This window comes from Vibrio methylphosphonaticus, assembly GCF_023634655.1.
Lineage (GTDB): Bacteria > Pseudomonadota > Gammaproteobacteria > Enterobacterales > Vibrionaceae > Vibrio > Vibrio methylphosphonaticus.
The window spans coordinates 174,491-191,626 of record NZ_JAMKMS010000004.1; the positions used below are offsets into that span (position 1 = coordinate 174,491).

19 protein-coding genes are annotated in these 17,136 nt (G+C 45.0%); 17 read left to right on the top strand and 2 right to left on the bottom strand.

From position 1 onward, the window contains the following. From lolA to M9196_RS06370, 4 genes are all read left to right on the top strand, one after another. Positions 1–612 carry an outer membrane lipoprotein chaperone LolA gene (lolA, locus tag M9196_RS06355; protein ID WP_250616685.1) on the top strand — a complete coding sequence of 204 codons (612 nt, stop codon included), beginning with the start codon at positions 1–3 and terminating at the stop codon, positions 610–612. A gap of 8 nt (positions 613–620) precedes the next feature. After that, positions 621–1,970 carry a replication-associated recombination protein A gene (locus tag M9196_RS06360; RefSeq protein WP_250616686.1) on the top strand — a complete coding sequence of 450 codons (1,350 nt, stop codon included), beginning with the start codon at positions 621–623 and terminating at the stop codon, positions 1,968–1,970. Positions 1,971–2,072: 102 nt separating this feature from the next. Continuing rightward, positions 2,073–3,380 (top strand): serine--tRNA ligase, encoded by a 1,308-nt coding sequence (gene serS / locus M9196_RS06365; protein WP_250616687.1) that lies wholly within the window; start codon positions 2,073–2,075, stop codon positions 3,378–3,380. A gap of 280 nt (positions 3,381–3,660) precedes the next feature. Beyond that, positions 3,661–3,927 (top strand): DksA/TraR family C4-type zinc finger protein, encoded by a 267-nt coding sequence (locus tag M9196_RS06370; RefSeq protein ID WP_250616688.1) that lies wholly within the window; start codon positions 3,661–3,663, stop codon positions 3,925–3,927. 105 nt (positions 3,928–4,032) lie between these two features. Here the strand turns inward: M9196_RS06370 and bioA are convergent, their stop codons facing one another. Then, the gene (gene bioA, locus M9196_RS06375) at positions 4,033–5,310 is read right to left on the bottom strand and encodes an adenosylmethionine--8-amino-7-oxononanoate transaminase (protein ID WP_250616823.1); all 1,278 of its coding nucleotides are present in this window, start codon (positions 5,308–5,310) and stop codon (positions 4,033–4,035) included. A 119-nt stretch (positions 5,311–5,429) separates the two neighbouring features. Between bioA and bioB the strand changes: the two genes are divergently transcribed. From bioB to bioD, 4 genes are read left to right on the top strand one after another with little or no spacing between them, the layout of a single operon-like run. Beyond that, entirely contained in the window at positions 5,430–6,482 is a 1,053-nt protein-coding gene (bioB, locus tag M9196_RS06380) for a biotin synthase BioB (protein ID WP_250616689.1), read from the top strand. After that, on the top strand, positions 6,466–7,635 hold the full coding sequence (locus M9196_RS06385) for an 8-amino-7-oxononanoate synthase (protein WP_250616690.1): 1,170 nt from the start codon (positions 6,466–6,468) through the stop codon (positions 7,633–7,635). The genes bioB and M9196_RS06385 overlap by 17 nt, the downstream gene beginning before the upstream one ends. Further along, complete coding sequence (bioC, locus tag M9196_RS06390; protein ID WP_250616691.1) at positions 7,620–8,420, top strand: malonyl-ACP O-methyltransferase BioC; 801 nt, start codon at positions 7,620–7,622, stop codon at positions 8,418–8,420. Before M9196_RS06385 ends, bioC begins: the two co-directional genes overlap by 16 nt. Next, complete coding sequence (gene bioD, locus M9196_RS06395) at positions 8,417–9,100, top strand: dethiobiotin synthase (RefSeq protein ID WP_250616692.1); 684 nt, start codon at positions 8,417–8,419, stop codon at positions 9,098–9,100. The genes bioC and bioD overlap by 4 nt, the downstream gene beginning before the upstream one ends. 77 nt (positions 9,101–9,177) lie before the next feature. Here bioD and M9196_RS06400 read toward each other — a convergent pair whose 3' ends face one another. Further along, entirely contained in the window at positions 9,178–9,345 is a 168-nt protein-coding gene (locus tag M9196_RS06400; protein WP_250616693.1) for a hypothetical protein, read from the bottom strand. 402 nt (positions 9,346–9,747) lie between these two features. On the opposite strand from M9196_RS06400, the gene htpX reads away from it, so the two are divergent. The 9 genes from htpX (at position 9,748) to M9196_RS06445 (ending at position 16,989) form a co-directional block, all read left to right on the top strand. Next, the gene (gene htpX, locus M9196_RS06405; RefSeq protein WP_250616694.1) at positions 9,748–10,620 is read left to right on the top strand and encodes a protease HtpX; all 873 of its coding nucleotides are present in this window, start codon (positions 9,748–9,750) and stop codon (positions 10,618–10,620) included. Between the two features lie 221 nt (positions 10,621–10,841). After that, complete coding sequence (locus M9196_RS06410; protein ID WP_250616695.1) at positions 10,842–11,261, top strand: nuclear transport factor 2 family protein; 420 nt, start codon at positions 10,842–10,844, stop codon at positions 11,259–11,261. Continuing rightward, positions 11,261–11,995, top strand: a complete 735-nt coding sequence (locus M9196_RS06415) for an SDR family NAD(P)-dependent oxidoreductase (RefSeq protein ID WP_250616696.1) — start codon at positions 11,261–11,263, stop codon at positions 11,993–11,995. Before M9196_RS06410 ends, M9196_RS06415 begins: the two co-directional genes overlap by 1 nt. 35 nt (positions 11,996–12,030) lie before the next feature. Continuing rightward, on the top strand, positions 12,031–13,311 hold the full coding sequence (locus M9196_RS06420) for an NAD(P)/FAD-dependent oxidoreductase (RefSeq protein ID WP_250616697.1): 1,281 nt from the start codon (positions 12,031–12,033) through the stop codon (positions 13,309–13,311). Continuing rightward, entirely contained in the window at positions 13,308–14,096 is a 789-nt protein-coding gene (locus M9196_RS06425; protein ID WP_250616698.1) for a DUF1365 domain-containing protein, read from the top strand. Before M9196_RS06420 ends, M9196_RS06425 begins: the two co-directional genes overlap by 4 nt. Positions 14,097–14,107: 11 nt before the next feature. Further along, a complete protein-coding gene (locus M9196_RS06430; protein WP_250616699.1) occupies positions 14,108–15,361 on the top strand; it encodes an SAM-dependent methyltransferase in 1,254 nt (417 codons plus the stop codon). A 47-nt stretch (positions 15,362–15,408) separates the two neighbouring features. After that, positions 15,409–15,924, top strand: a complete 516-nt coding sequence (locus tag M9196_RS06435) for a DUF2878 domain-containing protein (RefSeq protein WP_250616700.1) — start codon at positions 15,409–15,411, stop codon at positions 15,922–15,924. Further along, positions 15,914–16,468, top strand: coding sequence for a chalcone isomerase family protein (locus tag M9196_RS06440; protein WP_250616701.1), 555 nt, complete (start codon positions 15,914–15,916; stop codon positions 16,466–16,468). The genes M9196_RS06435 and M9196_RS06440 overlap by 11 nt, the downstream gene beginning before the upstream one ends. Then, positions 16,465–16,989, top strand: coding sequence for a DUF3833 domain-containing protein (locus M9196_RS06445; RefSeq protein ID WP_250616702.1), 525 nt, complete (start codon positions 16,465–16,467; stop codon positions 16,987–16,989). The genes M9196_RS06440 and M9196_RS06445 overlap by 4 nt, the downstream gene beginning before the upstream one ends. Positions 16,990–17,136 lie beyond the last annotated feature (147 nt).

Consider the following 17,136-nt stretch of genomic DNA (forward strand, 5'->3'; position numbering starts at 1 on the left):
ATGAATAAATGGCTTTCGCTTGTGCTCGTCACCGTTTCTGCATTTAGCTTTACGGCGTCGGCGTCGCCTCAGCAAGAACTGAGTGAACGGTTACAGCTTAATGATGGGTTTAGTGCAAATTTCAAACAAACGGTGACTAGCCCAGATGGTGAGGTTGTCATGGAAGGCGAAGGTAATGTTGAAATTGCCCGCCCGAGTATGTTCCGTTGGGTCACGACTTTACCGGATGAAAATGTACTGGTATCAGATGGCAGCAACCTTTGGTATTACAGTCCGTTTATTGAACAGGTGAGTATTTATAATCAAGAGCAAGCGACGGAACAAACCCCGTTCGTATTGCTGACACGCAACCGCGCAAGTGATTGGGATAACTACAGCGTTGAACAGCGCGGTGACATGTTCATATTGACACCGACTGCGGTTGATTCAACGCAAGGGCAGTTTCAGATCAATATTGACCCGAAAGGGATTGTGCACGGTTTTAATGTGATTGAGCAAGACGGTCAACAAGGCCAATTTGTTTTTGAAACCATTAAGGTCGGTAAACCCTCATCGGAGCGGTTCACTTTTGTGGTTCCTGATGGTGTAGAAATTGATGATCAAAGAAACTAGGGGATTACGTGAGTAATTTTAGTTTTGATTTTTCAGGGGACGAAGATTTTCGTCCCCTGGCTGCGAGAATGCGCCCAGAAACTGTGGAGCAGTATATTGGTCAGCAACATATTCTTGGTGTGGGTAAGCCGCTTCGCCGAGCTTTAGAAGCCGGTCAGCTTCACTCTATGATTTTATGGGGGCCTCCGGGCACCGGAAAAACGACACTGGCTGAAGTCGCGGCAAATTATGCTGATGCTGAAGTTGAGCGAGTATCCGCGGTCACTTCGGGCGTTAAAGATATTCGCGCTGCGATTGAAAGAGCACGAGAAAACAAACTTGCCGGTAAGCGAACTATCTTATTTGTGGATGAGGTGCATCGCTTCAATAAAAGCCAACAAGATGCCTTCTTACCGCATATTGAAGATGGAACGGTGACGTTTATTGGGGCAACGACAGAAAACCCATCGTTTGAACTCAATAATGCCTTATTGTCTCGAGCGCGTGTCTATAAACTGACGTCGCTAGATAAAGCTGACATTTTATTGGTACTTGAGCAAGCGATTCAAGATGAAGCACGCGGTTTAGGTCAGGTGTCGGTGGAGTTTCAGGACAATGTTTTAGATAGATTGGCAGAGCTCGTTAACGGTGATGCGCGCATGTCGCTGAATTATTTAGAGCTGCTTTACGATATGGCAGAGGACAACGCGCAAGGTGAAAAACGGATCACATTGCCTTTGCTTGCGGAAGTCGCCGGTGAGAAAGTCAATCGCTTTGATAATAAAGGCGACATTTGGTACGACCTTATTTCCGCTGTTCACAAATCGATTCGCGGTTCCAATCCAGATGCTGCGCTGTACTGGTCGGCGCGTATGATTGCCGCTGGTTGCGACCCGTTATATATCGCTCGACGTTTGTTGGCGATAGCGTCTGAAGACATTGGTAATGCAGACCCGAGGGCCATGCAAGTTGCTATGTCGGCTTGGGATTGTTTTACTCGCATAGGGCCTGCTGAAGGTGAAAGGGCGATAGCACAGGCTATCGTGTATCTTGCCTGTGCACCAAAAAGTAATGCGGTCTATACGGCTTGGAAGCAAGCGCTAACCGACGCGCACCAACTGCCTGAGTATGAAGTCCCCCATCATTTACGCAATGCCCCGACTTCTTTAATGAAAGATATGGGTTACGGTGAAGGGTATCGTTATGCCCATGACGAACCGGGCGCTTATGCCGCTGGCGAACATTACTTACCCCCTGAAATGAGTGGCACGCGCTACTATCAGCCTACAAATCGCGGTCTTGAAACCAAAATTGGCGAAAAGTTAGATTATCTAGCCGATTTAGACGCAAAAAGCCCACAAAAGCGCTATGAAAAGTAGTGGCTTTTCGTTATCGTTATCCGGTTCAATTATCAAGATTTATGAGCGGTTATAAATTAATCGCTTATAAACGTATTCATAACCTAATGCATAGGATTGGCAATGCTGGATTCTAAATTACTTCGTACAGAGCTGGATGAAACAGCTGCAAAATTGGCGCGTCGTGGCTTTACGCTTGACGTAGAAACTATTCGTAAACTTGAAGAGCAACGTAAGTCGATTCAAGTCGAAGTAGAAAATTTACAATCCACGCGCAATTCCATCTCCAAGCAAATCGGTCAGAAAATGGCGGCTGGCGATAAAGAAGGCGCTGAAGAAATCAAAAAACAGATTGGTACCTTAGGTAGCGATCTTGAAGCAAAGAAAGTTGAGCTAGCGGCGTTAATGACCGAGCTTGACGATATTACGTTGTCAGTCCCAAACATCCCTGCCGATGATGTGCCAGACGGCAAAGACGAAAGCGAAAACGTAGAAGTATCTCGTTGGGGTCAACCGAAGTCTTATGACTTTGACGTGAAAGATCACGTAGATCTCGGTGAAATTGCAGGTGGTCTTGATTTCGCAAGCGCGACTAAAATCACGGGCGCTCGTTTTATCGTTATGAAAGGACAATTTGCGCGTCTTCACCGTGCGATTGCCCAATTCATGCTGGATCTACACACTGACGAGCACGGCTATACAGAAATGTATGTCCCTTACTTAGTGAATGCAGATAGCCTTTACGGTACGGGTCAATTACCTAAGTTTGGTAAAGATCTTTTCCATACTGAGCCGCTTGTTGAGAAAGTAAGTGATGAAGAGCCGCGTAAGCTGTCTCTTATCCCAACAGCAGAAGTGCCAGTGACCAACATGGTTCGCGATACTATTACAGATGAAGCTGACCTGCCTGTTAAAATGACAGCGCATACGCCATGTTTCCGTTCTGAAGCGGGTTCATACGGCCGTGACACTCGTGGTCTAATTCGTATGCACCAATTTGATAAAGTGGAATTAGTACAAATTACTAAGCCTGAAGATTCAATGAACGCGCTTGAAGAACTCACCGGTCACGCAGAGAAAGTTCTACAACTTCTCGAATTGCCTTACCGTAAAGTGGTTCTGTGTACGGGTGATATGGGCTTTGGTGCTCGTAAGACTTACGATCTTGAAGTCTGGGTTCCTGCACAAGAAACGTACCGTGAAATTTCATCTTGTTCAAACATGTGGGATTTCCAATCACGTCGTATGCAAGCTCGTTTCCGTCGTAAAGGTGAGAAGAAGCCAGAGCTTGTTCACACACTCAACGGTTCAGGTTTGGCAGTAGGTCGTACTATGGTTGCTATTCTTGAGAATAACCAAGAAGCCGATGGCCGTATTGCTATCCCAACAGTGCTGCAACCGTATATGCGCGGTGTGACTCACATTGGCTAATTAATACCAATAAAGTTAATGACAAAGCTCAGCACTCGCTGGGCTTTTTTGTGCGCGTAATTCTTAACAGCGCTAAGTTTATGCCTGCCTGGAGATCTATTCTGTGAGCTTACCTAGCACATAGCGTATTATTCAAGACGAATATTATTACACGCTAGTAATAGTGTTTTGGTTATTTACGGTCTTATCTAATAGGTTGTGATCAATATAATGTCACACGTCATCGCAGGGTAGCACTGCGATAAACACGATTTTCTCAACCAATCATCGAGGAGGGCGTATGGCAGTTGGATGGGCAGGAGACGACAGTGTTAGTCAGCAAATTCAGCATAATATTGATGATGAAATTAGTAGAGTAAGACGTCACCTTATCACTGGAGATAGCGCACGATTATGTGATGAGTGTGGGGAAGAGATCCCGCAAGCACGGCGCAATGCTATAAAAGGTGTTCGTTTATGTCTTCATTGCCAGTCATCACTAGAACACACGAATCAGCGCTCGTCATTATTCAATCGCCGAGCGAGCAAGGATAGTCAATTAAGGTAGTGTCATCCATTTAGTGAGTGTAACGTAAACGAGTTAGCGATTCGAATCGTCAAGAAAATCGCTAACTATTCTGGATCATATGTCGCTCTGCTAGCTACAGCGCGGCTAGCTAAAGCACCGCTCGTTGTTGAGAGCAGACTCGATAGAGTGAACTAGTTTGGCAATGTGCTCAGGTTGGCTGATATAAGGCGGCATCATGTAAATCAAGCGACCAAACGGTCGAATCCAAACACCACTATCAACAAAGTGTTGTTGAATTATCTCCATATTAACGGCAGTCGTCACCTCGACCACTCCTATTGCCCCTAACCAGCGTACATCGCTAACACGATCACATTGTAAAAGCGGCGGTAGTAGCTCGGCAAACAAAGACTCAATTAACGAGACTTGCTGTTGCCATTCACCCGTTTCAATAAGTGACAAACTCGCGTCAGCGACGGCGCAGGCGAGAGGGTTCCCCATAAAGGTGGGTCCATGCATAAAACATGCTGCCTCGCCGCCACATACCGTATCGGCGACATGTTTCGACGTCAGGGTTGCTGATAACGTCATGTAGCCGCCAGTGAGTGCCTTACCTACACACATAATATCGGGTTGCACATTCGCATGTTCGCATGCAAAGAGCTTACCTGTACGCCCAAAACCAGTCGCTATTTCATCAAGGATGAGCAATACCCCATATTCATCGCATAGCTGACGCACCTTTTTTAGAAAGGTTGGGTGATAGATACGCATGCCCCCCGCACCCTGAACAATAGGCTCGAGAATGACGGCGGCAATTTGATGGTGGTGGCTGGCAAGTTTGGCTGCGAAGTCTTCGATGTCTGCATCATCCCACTTTTGCCCGAAGCCAATGCTAGGCGAATCGGCAAAGATGTGCTCTGGCAAAAAACCTTTGTACAAACTGTGCATCGAATTATTGGGATCGGTGACCGACATTGCAGCAAAAGTATCACCATGATAGCCATGACTTAGGGTTAAAAATTTTGGGCGGCTTTCACCTTTAGCGTGCCAATATTGCAACGCCATTTTTAAACTCACTTCTACCGCCACGGAACCTGAGTCGGCGAGAAAAACATGCTCAAGGTTACTTGGTGATAGCGCGACAAGCTTTTTACAGGCGTTAATCGCAGGCTCATGAGTGATCCCGCCGAACATAACGTGGGCCATTTTGTCAGTCTGACGTTTTAGAGCGTCGTTAAGTAATGGATGATTATAACCATGTATCGTTGACCACCATGACGACATGCCATCGACGAGTTGGCGTCCATCCTCAAGCTCAATATTGACACCATTGGCCGAGGTGACTGGGTAACAGGTTAACGGGTTTAGCGTTGAAGTGTAAGGGTGCCAAATATGTTGGCGATCAAAGTCGAGATCCATCATAACTCTCTGTTCATTATTTAATCAGATGTCAACGCCGTGGCGTGGTCGGTGTTGACAGTGTAACGGCTGTGGGTACACTAGCCAAGACTAATAATAATGTGAGCAAGGAATTTTCTGTGGAAGTAAGACATAACTGGACGCTAGCGGAAGTCTCGGCCCTGATGGACAAACCCTTCATGGACCTGCTTTTTGAAGCGCAAACATTGCATAGGCAACACCAGCAACCAAACCATGTACAAGTGAGTACGTTGCTGTCTATTAAAACCGGTGCGTGTCCAGAAGATTGTAAATACTGCCCGCAAAGTGCGCGCTACCGTACGGATGTTGAAGCCGAGCGGCTAATGGAAGTCGACCGAGTGTTAGAGGCGGCACAAAAAGCAAAAACGGCAGGCTCGACTCGTTTTTGTATGGGAGCTGCATGGAAAAACCCGAAAGAACGTGACATGCCTTTGCTCAAAGAGATGATCAAAGGCGTAAAGGATATGGGCTTAGAAACCTGTATGACGTTGGGTATGCTGACTCCAGATCAAGCAAGCCACCTTGCGGACGCTGGGCTTGATTATTATAACCATAATCTTGATACGTCACCGGAGTTCTACGGAAAGATCATCACCACACGTACTTATCAAGACCGGTTAGATACGCTTAGCCATGTACGTGATGCGGGTATGAAAATCTGCTCTGGCGGCATCATCGGTATGGGCGAAAGCGCCAGTGACCGCGCCGGCTTACTTATGGAGCTTGCTAACCTTCCAGTTCATCCCGAAAGTGTGCCAATTAACATGTTGGTGAAGGTAAAGGGGACACCAATGGAAGCGGTCGATGATGTCGAGCCGTTTGATTTTATCCGCCTTATCGCCATTGCTCGAATCATGATGCCCCAATCCGCTGTTCGTTTATCAGCTGGACGCGAAAACATGAATGAGCAGATGCAGGCGCTTTGTTTCATGGCGGGTGCCAACTCAGTGTTCTATGGTTGCAAGTTATTAACGACACCAAACCCAGACGAAGACACCGATCTGCAACTATTTAACAAGTTGGGTATCAATCGCGAAGAAACCTCGCAAAAACCTGATGAAGTTCAAGAAAGTGATTTACTAGACCAAGTTGCAATGCGCGTAGCATCTCGTCCTGAAAAAGATGACCTGTTCTATGAAGCCGGCGTTTGATAGCCGCATAGAGAAAGCGATCTCTTTACGGCACCAGCAAGGTTTATTAAGACGTACTCAAGCGATTGGTGATGGTAATCATCGCCAGTTTGCTTTGAACGGTGAGCGCTTCATCAATTTTTCGTCTAACGATTATTTAGGGTTGGCGGCCAGTGAAGAGCTGTCGCTTGCCTACCAACAAGCGATAGCTAAATATGGGTCGGGTAGCGGGGCATCACCTCTAGTGACGGGGTATTCAACGACTCATGCTGATCTTGAAAGTGCGCTGACTGAGTGGCTTGGCTATGACAGTGCGATCTTTTTTTCATCTGGCTTTTCTGCCAATCAAGCCGTGCTGTTTTCATTACTAGAGAAGGGCGATCTTCTGCTGCAAGATCGCCTTAATCATGCCTCGTTAATGGAAGCGGGTATGTTGAGCCCGGCAACGATGAAGCGCTATCGGCATGGAGATCTTACTCATTTATCGTCGCTATTCGTGCCAAGTACTCCTACGTTAGCCGTTACCGAGAGCGTATTTAGTATGGACGGTGATATCGCCCCCGTAGGTGAATTCATCCAGCAATGTCAGATCGCCAATGCGATGACAATGGTCGATGATGCGCATGGTATTGGTGTGCTAGGTGTTGACGGGCGGGGTGCACTGTCGTTGTGCCAAGATAAGCCGGATATATTAGTGGTGACGTTTGGCAAAGCATTTGGGCTTAATGGCGCAGCGGTGTTGTGTTCTAAAGCGATGTCTGAGTACCTAACACAGTTTGCTCGTCACTATATTTATTCTACGGCCTTTTCCGCGGCGCATGCCTCGGCATTATTAACGGCGCTCACTATGATTCAAACGCAACCATGGCGTAGAGAGAAAGTGCGTGAATTGGGAGGGCTGTTTTGCGAAGGAGCGGCTCACCTTCCTGCTTATGTGGATACGCAGACGCCGATAAAACCCTGGGTCGTAGGGGATGAAGCGCATACGTTAACACTTTGCTCAGCGCTGAAATCTAATCGAATATGGACGACTGCGATACGACCGCCAACGGTGGCAAAAGGCAGTGCGCGTTTACGAATCACATTATCAGCCACGCATACACCAACAGACATTCAAGCGTTAGTGGATGCTCTGGAACAGTCGGCAAAGGAATTCTCATGTCAGAAGCGCTAATTATCCAAGAAGAAAGCAATGACAAATTGGCTATCTCTACCGCTTTTAGTCGCGCGGCCGCACACTATGATGAGCATGCTAAGTTTCAGCGGCAAGTCGCAGATAAGTTATTGGCATTATTACCAGATAATTTACATGGCAAAACCATACTTGATTTAGGGTGCGGCACCGGTTATTGCGCCAAAGCGTTACTTCAACGTGGGGCAAGCGTTGTGTGCGCTGACCTGTCTAGCGAGATGCTACATAAAGCACAACAGCGGTGCGGAAATGAAAAAGTCACTTATCAGGTTGAAGATGCGGAGGCGCTTTCATTCTCAAGTGGCAGCTTTGATTACGTGGTATCGAGTCTTGCCTTACAGTGGTGCAATGATTTAGCCGTGCCGTTAGCGGAAATCAAGCGAGTCACGAAGCCCAGCGGTCAGTACGTCTTTTCAACGTTAGTGGCGGGTTCGCTTAAAGAACTAAGTACCGCATGGAGCAAAGTTGATGAATATCAGCATGTGAATCGATTTATCTCGATAAATCAGATAAAAATTGCGTTGGCGCAATCTGGTAGCATGACGTATCAACTAGACTGCCCTGAAATAGTTATGTGGTATCAAACCGCACTTGATTTGATGAAGGACTTGAAAGGGATCGGTGCAACCCATGTAAAGGGGCGCTCCCGTAGCTTTACTGGCAAAAACACGTTGCAAAGGCTAGAAATGGAATACAACAAGTTCTCAAATCCAGTGGGTTTATTACCAGCGAGTTATCAAGTTTGTTTGGGGTTAGTGACATTATGATGAAAGCATTATTTATTGCAGGTACGGATACTGAAGTTGGAAAAACAGTGGTATCGAAAGCGATATTAAGTGCAGTAGGAGACCAAGGGCATGCAACGATAGGCTATAAGCCAGTTGCGGCAGGGTGCGAGCAGACAGAAAGCGGTTGGCGCAATTCGGATGCTTTGCATCTTCAGCAAGCAGCAAACGTTGACGTTGATTATGATTTGGTAAATCCATATGCGATGTCTCTTCCAGCTTCACCACACATCGCGGCGTTAGCTGACGGCGTAAGCGTTGATTATGAGACACTCTCTTCGGTATTACAGCAGCATAAAGATAATAGTGATTTTGTGTTGGTAGAAGGGGCTGGTGGTTGGCGTGTCCCTGTATCTGAAGACGATTGTTTGTCTACATGGGTAAAGCAAGAAGCCTTGCCAGTGGTGCTTGTGGTTGGAATTAAGTTGGGCTGCTTGAGTCATGCGATGTTAACGGCTGAAGCGATAAAAGCAGATGGTCTTGAATTAGTTGGTTGGGTCGCAAACCGCATCAATCCGGGTGTTGAGCACTATGCGGATATCATAAAGATGCTAGAGCACAAAATGGGTGCCCCAAAGCTTGGTGAGATCCCTTACGTTCCTGGTTGTAAGAAAAGAAACATGGGTAAGTACATTAACCTTGATGTATTGAATAATATTTAAAAAAATGCCGCTCATTGAGAGCGGCATTTTTTGTTAACTGTTGGTATGTAATACGAGGTTTAATGCAAATGTAGCGTTTATTTCTCGCTTGCTAAGCCGACGAATGCGGATTGAGTCTCTAGGATATGAGTATCTAGTTCACTTGTGTCACTTATACCTAGTTGCTCTCTTGCTTCATCCTCACTGATACCTAAGTGACAACAAAGTAAGTCAATCGCCATCTGAAAGTTGTTATTTTCTACCATGGAGTTTTCCTTTTCGGCATGGAATGAATAAGTCTTTGGCGACTTTATCGGTATGAACACCAAGACTCAATACGACCAAAGTCTAACGATGTTAGGTTTGTCGTAACAACGTATTGATGTCACAAATGATGGCAACATGTTGCATACATGACGCCATTCTGGGTTGGCGTAACCATTTCAATGGCTTATGTTGTTGTTTTGGATCAATAAATTAACGGTTTGTTTCAATTTAATGCTTAACCTTGATTTTTAAATCTACGACACTATGTATATAGTGAAGTCGAAAAATGATACCCCGATCCCAAAAAATTGTCGAAGTGATGAGGTTTGAGGTCACTATAAAAGAATCAGAGAAACCATTCTTTGATCATAATAAAAGCTTCTTAATCTGGAGAAATGTGAATGAAGCGAGTCTTACTCTTTTTAGCAACTAACCTGGCTGTTGTTTTGGTCTTAAGCGTTGTGCTTAATATCGTCTATGCCGTGACTGGGATGCAACCTGGTAGCCTTTCAGGCTTGTTGGTGATGGCCGCTGTTTTTGGATTTGGTGGTTCTTTTATATCATTAATGATGTCAAAAGGGATGGCTTTACGATCAGTTGGTGGCGCTGCGATTGAAACCCCACGTAATGAAACCGAGCATTGGTTGTTGGAAACTGTAAGTCGTCAAGCGCAAGCAGCTGGTATTGGTATGCCTACTGTGGCGATTTATGATTCTGCCGATATCAACGCATTTGCAACTGGCGCAAAACGTGATGATTCCTTAGTAGCGGTGTCTTCAGGGTTACTGCATAACATGACGCGAGATGAAGCTGAAGCGGTGTTGGCGCACGAAGTGAGCCACATTGCCAATGGTGACATGGTGACCATGACTCTGATGCAAGGTGTTGTGAATACGTTTGTTATTTTCCTATCACGCTTTATCGCCAACATTGTGTCGTCGAACAATAATGACGAAGAAGGCGGAAGTAACATGATGGTTTACTTTGGTGTTTCTATGGTACTGGAACTCGTGTTTGGTTTCCTAGCGAGCTTTATTACTATGTGGTATAGCCGTCATCGAGAGTTTTACGCGGATGCAGGCGCGGCAAAACTTGTGGGCAAGCACAAGATGATTGCAGCACTAGAGCGTTTGAAAATGAGCCAAGAGTCTCAGCTAGAAGGCTCAATGATGGCATTTGGTATTAATGGCAAACGTTCTATGACGGAACTACTCATGAGCCACCCACCGTTAGACAAGCGCATTGATGCATTGCGTCAGCAAAATTACTCCTAGCGGGAAAGATAATATTACAATCATGACACTGGCATAAGTTCACCAGTGCATTAATAAGCATTAACTCATTAAAAAGCTTGGCGAATTCGCCAAGCTTTTTTTTTGATCTTTTTAAATGGCCCTGCGTATGACTTATACAAAAAGTTAAAAAACAAAATCTTGTATAACTTTAAAACAGACTAGATTTAATAGAGCAAAGGCTAATTTTAAAAGGAAGTAATGTGGATATTAACGATGTGAGCCGCCTTTACCAGCAGCTAGACAAGCAGAACCTGCATTTATTAAAGGGTATCTATCATGACCATGTCGTTTTTGAGGATCCAGCTCACAGGGTAGAGGGGAAAACGTCTCTGGTGGCTTACTTTGAGGAACTTTATACCAACGTCATTAAATGTGATTTCGACATAGAGCAGCAACAGCAGTTTGAAAGTCAGGGCTTTCTTACTTGGACGATGAGTCTTCAACATCCAAAGCTAAATCGTGGTCAGCCCATTTCAGTAAAAGGTGCCAGTCACATTCAATTCGAACAAGGATTTGTGATTTACCATCGAGACTATTTTGATCTAGGTGAAATGCTTTATGAGCATATCGTCGTACTTGGTGGATTAATCAAAGGCATTAAAAAAAGGTTGGGTAACTAATGGACGCTTCACATCAGACGGTTTTCATCACGGGTGCTTCTTCTGGTATAGGAAAGCAACTGGCTGATGATTATGCCAATCAAGGTTTTGAGGTATATGCCTGTGGGCGCTCTATACTCAAGTTAGAAGAGCTGAAAGCAGGGCGCGAGAACATTCATTTATTGTCTTTTGATGTGACGAATCGTGACGAAGTCGACCTGACGATAAAAAGCCTACCTGCGACTCCAACACTGTGGATTATCAATGCGGGTGATTGTGAATATATGGATGAAGGTCATATAGATGCTGGTGTCATGAAGCGTGTGTTTGATGTCAATGTTTACGGCGTTATTCATGTTTTAGAAGCGATACAAGGGCGACTTTCGGATAAGCATCATATTGTGGTTGTTGGCTCTATCGCAAGTGAATTGGCATTGCCAAGAGCGGAAGCTTATGGCGCATCAAAGGCGGCCGTGAGTTATTTAATCCGTGCATTGCAGCTTGATTGGAAAAGTAAAGGTGTGCAGCTGTCTTGTGTGTATCCCGGTTTTGTCAGAACCCCTCTCACTGATAAAAACGATTTTGACATGCCGATGATAATAGAAGTAGAAGAAGCATCAGCTGCAATTCAAAAGGGAATAGAAAAACGTCAGTCTCACATCTATTTCCCAGCAAAATTTACGGCCATTATTCGAATAATCTCGTTGCTACCGTATTCATTGCAAAATTACTTAGTTAATAAGCTGCTGCGCTAACAAAATGCTTGGCGGTAAAATAAAAGGACTTCACTATGAAAATTGCGATTATCGGGACAGGAATATCAGGATTAACGTGCGGTTATCACTTACATAACGAGCACGATGTGACGCTTTTCGAAGCAAACAATTATATTGGCGGACACACTGCAACGGTTGATGTCGACGTTGACGGAGAGCAGCACGCTGTAGATACAGGCTTTATCGTATTTAACGATCGAACCTACCCACACTTCATAAAAATGATGGACGAGATTGGTGTCACAAGTACGCCAACACAGATGAGTTTTAGCGTCAAAAACCAAGCAAACGGTCTTGAATATAATGGTCATACGGTATCGACACTATTTGCTCAAAGGAAAAACTGGCTCAGTCCTACCTTCTACCGATTCGTGTTCGAAATATTACGTTTTAATCAACTTGCCAAAGAGTTCGCGCACAATGATATTGCCTCTGTGAAGACACTCGGTTCGTTTTTAAATGAGCATGAATTTAGCGATTACTTTTGCACCAACTATATTCTTCCTATGGGGGCGGCGATTTGGTCCTCGACATTGGCAGACATGCGCGCGTTTCCTTTAGGGTTCTTTTTACGATTCTTCCTTAACCATGGGTTACTTGATGTGGTTAACCGACCGCAATGGTATGTCATTGATGGTGGGTCGCGTGCATACATTGAACCTTTAACGCGTGGTTTTGCCGATAAGATACATCTTAATGCACCGGTGACAAGTGTTAAACGTTACAACCAAGCTGTCGAGGTGATGGTGAATGGTGAGTCGCATTGGTTTGACCAAGTGATCTTCGCTTGTCACAGCGACCAAGCATTAAAAATGCTAGAAGCGCCAACTGATAATGAGCTGAGTATTTTGTCTGACATGGAATATCAATCTAATGAGGTGGTTTTGCATACGGATGTCAGTTTGTTACCGAAGGAGCAACGCGCTTGGGCTTCATGGAACTATGCGTTAAGCGAAGGGTGTGAACAGCAAATGCCTACGCTTACTTACAATATGAATATTCTTCAGCACATTGAATCATCCAGCACACTGTGCGTATCTCTAAACTCTGCGAATTTGGTTGATAGTGACAAGATACTGCGTACTTTTCACTATTCTCATCCCGTGTTTACCTCACAATCCATTCAAGCGCAAAATCGAAGAGAAGAGCTATTTGGCGACAATGAGACTTGGTTTTGTGGAGCGTATTGGTATAACGGGTTCCATGAAGATGGAGTCAGAAGCGCTTTGGATGTGGTTAAAGGGATTCAGGCTCTTAATCGCGAGCAAAGCGATCCCATCAAGGGGGTCGCATGAGCGATACAGTAGCCAACAGCCGATTAATGGTAGGGAGCGTTGACCATCGGCGCTTCACACCTAAAAAACACTATTTGCGCTATCCACTGTTCATGCCTGCTATTGATCTTGATGAGTTGGAACAGTTAAAGCAGACAGTGTGGGGCTTTGGTGATAAGTGGTGGCACTGGGCAAGGTTTCAACGCTCAGATTATTTCGGACAGGGTGACTTAAAACACGCTTTGCAGAACAAAGTGCATGAACTTACCGGAGACAAACTTACAGGGAAAGTGATTGCCGTGTGTCATTTGCGCTACCTAGGGATTTATTTTAGTCCCGTCAATTTTTACTACCTCTACGATAAGCAAGGACAATGGCAATACTTGTTGGCTGAGGTGAGTAATACGCCATGGAATGAACGTCACTATTACGCAGTTAAAGCGCAAAGCGGTAGCCAAGGTGAGAACTGGCAGCATGACAAAGCTTTCCATGTATCGCCGTTTAACCCAATTGAACAGCAATATAAATGGAAACTTAGACCACTTGGAGAGCGGCTGTTTGTCCACTTGGCTTGCCACCGTGATCACAAAGAGTTTGACGCTACTGTATCAATGAAAAGCCAACCTTTTAGATCAAAACAGTTGTTAACACTACTGATCAAAACACCCGTTATGGCAGTAAAAGTGGTAGCTGGTATTTATTGGCATGCCTTTAAATTATGGTGTAAAGGCATGCCCATCTACGATCATCCAGAGAATAAAAGCAGCCCTTCGGAGGCGCTGTCTCAACAAAATTCTAAAGAGTAAGGGAGTGCTTTATGTTGGAAACGACACTGGTCAGTTCTCAAACACTGACAACTATTCAGAAAACAGCCCGATCAGTGGCATTTAATTGTCTTTATAAATTGGATATCGGTAGCTTAACGATTGTAGAAAGTTTTGAGCAAAACGGATTGGCAAACAAACAAGTCAGTGAGCGTTTTGGGCGCCCAGAACATGGCAAACCAAACGCGGTAATAGAAGTAAAGCATCCAGATTTTTATCGTCGCCTACTGAAAGGTGGAAGCATTGCCGCCGGGGAAGCCTATATGGATGGCTGGTGGGATAGCCCAGATTTGACGTGCGTAATGGAATTGATGGCCATAAACATGTCGGCGTTGGATACCATAGAGGCAAAATCCACCCCTTTGACGCGCATACTGTATTGGTTAGGGCATTGGGGAAAGAGAAATACGCTGGATAACTCGCGTGAGAACATTCATGCTCACTATGATTTGGGTAATCCTTTATATGAAACCTTTCTTGATGAGCGCATGCTCTACTCATCGGCTATTTATCACAGTGAGGCAGATTCACTAGAAACTGCCCAATTAAACAAGATGGAACGCCTGTGTCAGCAGCTTCAGCTCTCTCGCGATGATCATGTACTTGAAATTGGTACTGGCTGGGGGGCGATGGCTATCTATATGGCGCAACGCTATGGCTGCCAGGTCACTACGACGACTATTTCTGATGAACAGTTTGATTACGCGCAAAATAAAATCAATGAACTCGGGCTCAATGAACAGATCACGCTATTGAAACAAGATTATCGTTTGCTGGAAGGGCAGTACGACAAGTTGGTTTCAATAGAGATGATAGAAGCCGTTGGCAAACAGTTTCTGACCTCTTACTTGAAAAAGTGCCAATCGTTGTTAAAGCCGAAAGGTCTGATGGCGATTCAAGCGATTACGATTGCGGATCAACGCTACGATAGTTACTCAAAAAATGTCGACTTTATCCAGAAATACATCTTTCCTGGTGGTTTCCTACCTTCAATTACCGCCTTGACCAGTGCCTGCACTAAGCATACTGACTTGGTGACGCGAGATTTATTCGACATTGGATTAGATTATGCAACCACCCTTGCTGATTGGAGAGCAAGGTTCGAACAAGCCCTTCCAACGGTAAAACAACTTGGCTATGACGACCGCTTTATTCGTATGTGGCGTTATTACTTTTGTTACTGCGAAGGGGGGTTTAGAGCGAAAAGTATTAGCACGGTGCATATGACTCTGCAAAGAAACTCGTGAAATGAACCGCGGTAACCAAACTAGGCACAAATGAAGAGGGAAAGACAATGTCACACGTTGCGAAACTTATTTGTGTCAGTACTTGGTTTCAATGTTTATGGTTTCTCTCTGTCGTTGGGCAGGAACGCTTTCAATGGTTTGGCCTAATACTGGCTATATTGACAATCATAACGACCTATCGAGGGTTATCACTCTGCCTAAGAGATGTGGTGGTGATTGCTTTGTTAGGTCTTATCCTAGACAGCCTAAACGTGATGACCAATGTCCTAATCTTTTCGGTTCCCGCTTTGCCGGTTTGGCTGGTGACGTTATGGCTAGCCTTTTCTTGGTATGCCAATTTTTTACGAAGTACTTTGATGCAATACCCAATTCTATACGTATCACTAATAGGAGGCGCGGGTGGCGCGCTGAGTTATTTAGCGGGTAACAAACTGGATGCCGTCGTCATCGGCTATTCATTACCATTAACCATGATGATTTTGTTTGTGGAGTGGTTAGCAATAATCTGGTTTGTTGTCAGTTATCAGCGCTTGACGGAAGGAGTACTGAAACATGATTCGTAAGTTAACAACGCTAGCATTACTGTTCACAGCAGTGTCAGCCCCGGTAAAGGCTGGCTCTGACAAGGCAGTCAGTTACGAAGCCTGGCGTCATTGGAAAGTCGTTGGGGAAGCGCAACTCAGCTGGTTATTTTTTGATGTCTATCGCTCGCAGCTTCTCACGCCTCAAGGTACGTACACGCTGTCGTCTGATGTATCGCCGCATCCTGTTGCGCTTAGAATACAATACCAAAGAGACATCAGCCGCTCACAGCTCTTGGACGCCACCTTAGACCAGTGGGAAAAAATGGGCATTGATAAGGAAACCAGAGCCCAATGGATAGCAAGGCTTTACGATGTGTTTCCCGATATCGAAGAAGGACAGCAATTGATTTATGTGACCGACGGTGCATCGGGGTCTTTCTATTACTTAACTGATGAAAAGCCGCTGCAAGCTGTGGGAAGAATCAACGATGAAGCATTAAATGATGGCTTTCTCGGGATTTGGCTATCACCAAATAGTCAATATCCAAAATTAAGAGCGCAACTGATAGGGATGAATAGATGAAAAAACTTGCTTTGTCATTGTGGCTAATGATGGTTGTGTTGCTCACGTCCTGTAGTGCAAATTTAGATGAATACGAAGATAGTACACCGAGTTTTGACTTGTTCGGTTATTTTGATGGTCAATCTCGGGCTTGGGGAATGGTTCAAGATTACACAGATAAACAAACACGACGTTTTGTTGTCGACATAGTAGGGGAAGTGGAAGGCGACACCTTAACACTGACCGAAGACTTTGTTTTTCATGATGGAGAAACCGATCAAAGAGTTTGGACGATAAAGCGTTTGAAGGATGGCTCATACGAAGGAACGGCAGATGACATCATTGGCGTCGCAACCGGGCAAACGGTTGGGAACGCGCTAAGATGGCAGTATGATTTTGAGTTAGAGCTCGACGGGTCAACCTATACGGTTGCTTTTGATGATTGGTTATACAGACAAGATGAAGACCACCTCTTTAATTTAACGAGTATCAGAAAGTTTGGTAAGGAAGTAGGGACAATTACGTTGTTTTTTCAAAAGTAATTGCGTATCAAAGTAGGCTCAATTACTTATTGGTTTGCAAAAGCTACCTCTCTATCGTCTGTACTACGGCTTAACCTTCTTTGTACTGTTATAACATGTGACAACGCAAACAATACAAAAGGGCTGCATCGCTGCAGCCCTTTTTCG